Consider the following 1,746-nt stretch of genomic DNA (forward strand, 5'->3'; position numbering starts at 1 on the left):
GCCAAAGACGGCGCGAGCGCTGATCCTGGCGCCGACGCGCGAGCTCGCCGTGCAGATCGAGGACACCATCAAGCTGCTCGCCAAGGGCGCGCATATCTCGACCGCGCTGGTGCTCGGCGGCGTCTCGCGCTTCAGCCAGGTGAAGAAGATCGCGCCCGGCGTCGACATCCTGATCGCCACGCCTGGGCGGTTGACCGACCTGGTGCGTGAAGGCGACCTTATCCTTGCCGACACCAAATGGCTCGTCCTCGACGAGGGCGACCGCATGCTCGACATGGGTTTCATCAACGACGTCAAGCGCATCGCCAAGGCGACCGCGCCGGACCGCCAGACGGCGCTGTTCTCGGCAACCATGCCCGACGAGATCGCCGAGCTTGCCAAGGGCCTCCTGAAGAATCCGGTCCGCGTCGAAGTCTCGCCGCAGAGCACGACCGCCGCCGAGATCGTGCAGAGCGTGGTGCTTGCCCGCACAAGGCAGAAGCGCCAGGTGCTGTCCAAGATGCTGGTCGACGAGGCGATGCGAACGGTGATCGTGTTCTCGCGCACCAAGCATGGCGCCGATCGTGTCACCAAGGATCTTGTGCGCGACGGTTTTGAAGCCGCCGTCATCCACGGCAACAAGTCGCAGAACGCCCGTCAGAAGGCGCTCAACGATTTCCGCGACGGCTCGGTTCGCATCCTGGTGGCGACCGATATCGCGGCGCGCGGCATCGACGTGCCCGGCATCAGCCATGTCGTGAATTTCGACCTGCCGGACGAGGCTGAAAGCTACGTCCATCGCATCGGCCGCACCGGCCGCAACGGCAGGGACGGCATCGCGATCACGCTCTGCGACCCCTCCGAGAATGCCAAGCTGCGGCAGGTCGAGCGTATCATCCGCATGAAGCTGCCGGTCGTTGCCGACCACCTCGGCAGCCCGGATCCGCAGCGCGACCCCAGGGAAAAGACCGAGCGCCATTTCGAGCCGGCCAATGACCGCGAGCATCATGGCGGCCGCCGCGATGGCCGCCGACCGGGCAATGGCGGTGGCAAGAAGCACTTCGCCGGCAAGCCCAATGGCGAGCGCGGACCGAAGCCGCAGGGCGAACGCCCGGCGGCCGCCCAGCCGAACGGCGAGCGCAAGCCCGGCGGTTTCAAGCGCTTCAAGGGAAACAACAAGCGCCGCTTCGGCGGCAAGCGTCCGGCGAACCGCGCTGCTTGAGCTCATCATCGAAAAACGGCCGGAGCAAATGCTCCGGCCGTTTTTCGTTCACTGGCCAGATTGCTGCTGCATCAACGCCTTCACCCAGACCACGATACGCTCCGTTAGAAAGCGTGTGGTCTGCGGCGACAGCACATCGCCGGCGATGACGTGATTGTCCGGATCGCCGGTATCGTCGACCGGCACCAGCTCGTGCGGACCGCCCCAGCGCGCGGCGATCTCGCGTGTGCGATCCGGCCGCACCACCTTGTCGGAATCCGAGAAGATGAACAGGGCAGGGATCTTTGCCTTCTCGACCGGCGCGGTATAGGCAAGCTCGGTGAGCCCGGCCATCGGCAGCACCGCTCTCATCGGGTACCTGGTGGTCCAGAATTTTTCGTGCAGCGCGTTGCGTGCCGGGAAGCTGCGCTCCTTGCCGCCGACAAGTTCGGCGATCTGCCTGCCCCAGGGCATGGTCAGCAACTCCGCGCCGGAGGCCTTGACGCCGAAATTCGGCGATATGAACGCGATGGCCGCGACACCGTCGGATGCGCCGGGCTGCGTTG

General features: G+C 65.8%; 1 protein-coding gene and 1 pseudogene. One reads left to right on the forward strand and one right to left on the reverse strand.

Going from position 1 to position 1,746, the window contains the following annotated elements; translation table 11 throughout:
* Positions 1 to 1,201, forward strand: a 1,201-nt coding sequence (locus tag EOA28_RS34835) for a DEAD/DEAH box helicase (RefSeq protein ID WP_148671068.1), incomplete at its 5' end; no start/stop codon positions are given.
* Between the two features lie 48 nt (positions 1,202 to 1,249).
* Here EOA28_RS34835 and EOA28_RS34840 read toward each other — a convergent pair.
* Positions 1,250 to 1,746 (reverse strand): annotated as a pseudogene (locus EOA28_RS34840) (alpha/beta hydrolase); the annotation flags it as partial.

Source organism: Mesorhizobium sp. M2A.F.Ca.ET.067.02.1.1 (genome assembly GCF_004023285.1).
Lineage (GTDB): Bacteria > Pseudomonadota > Alphaproteobacteria > Rhizobiales > Rhizobiaceae > Mesorhizobium.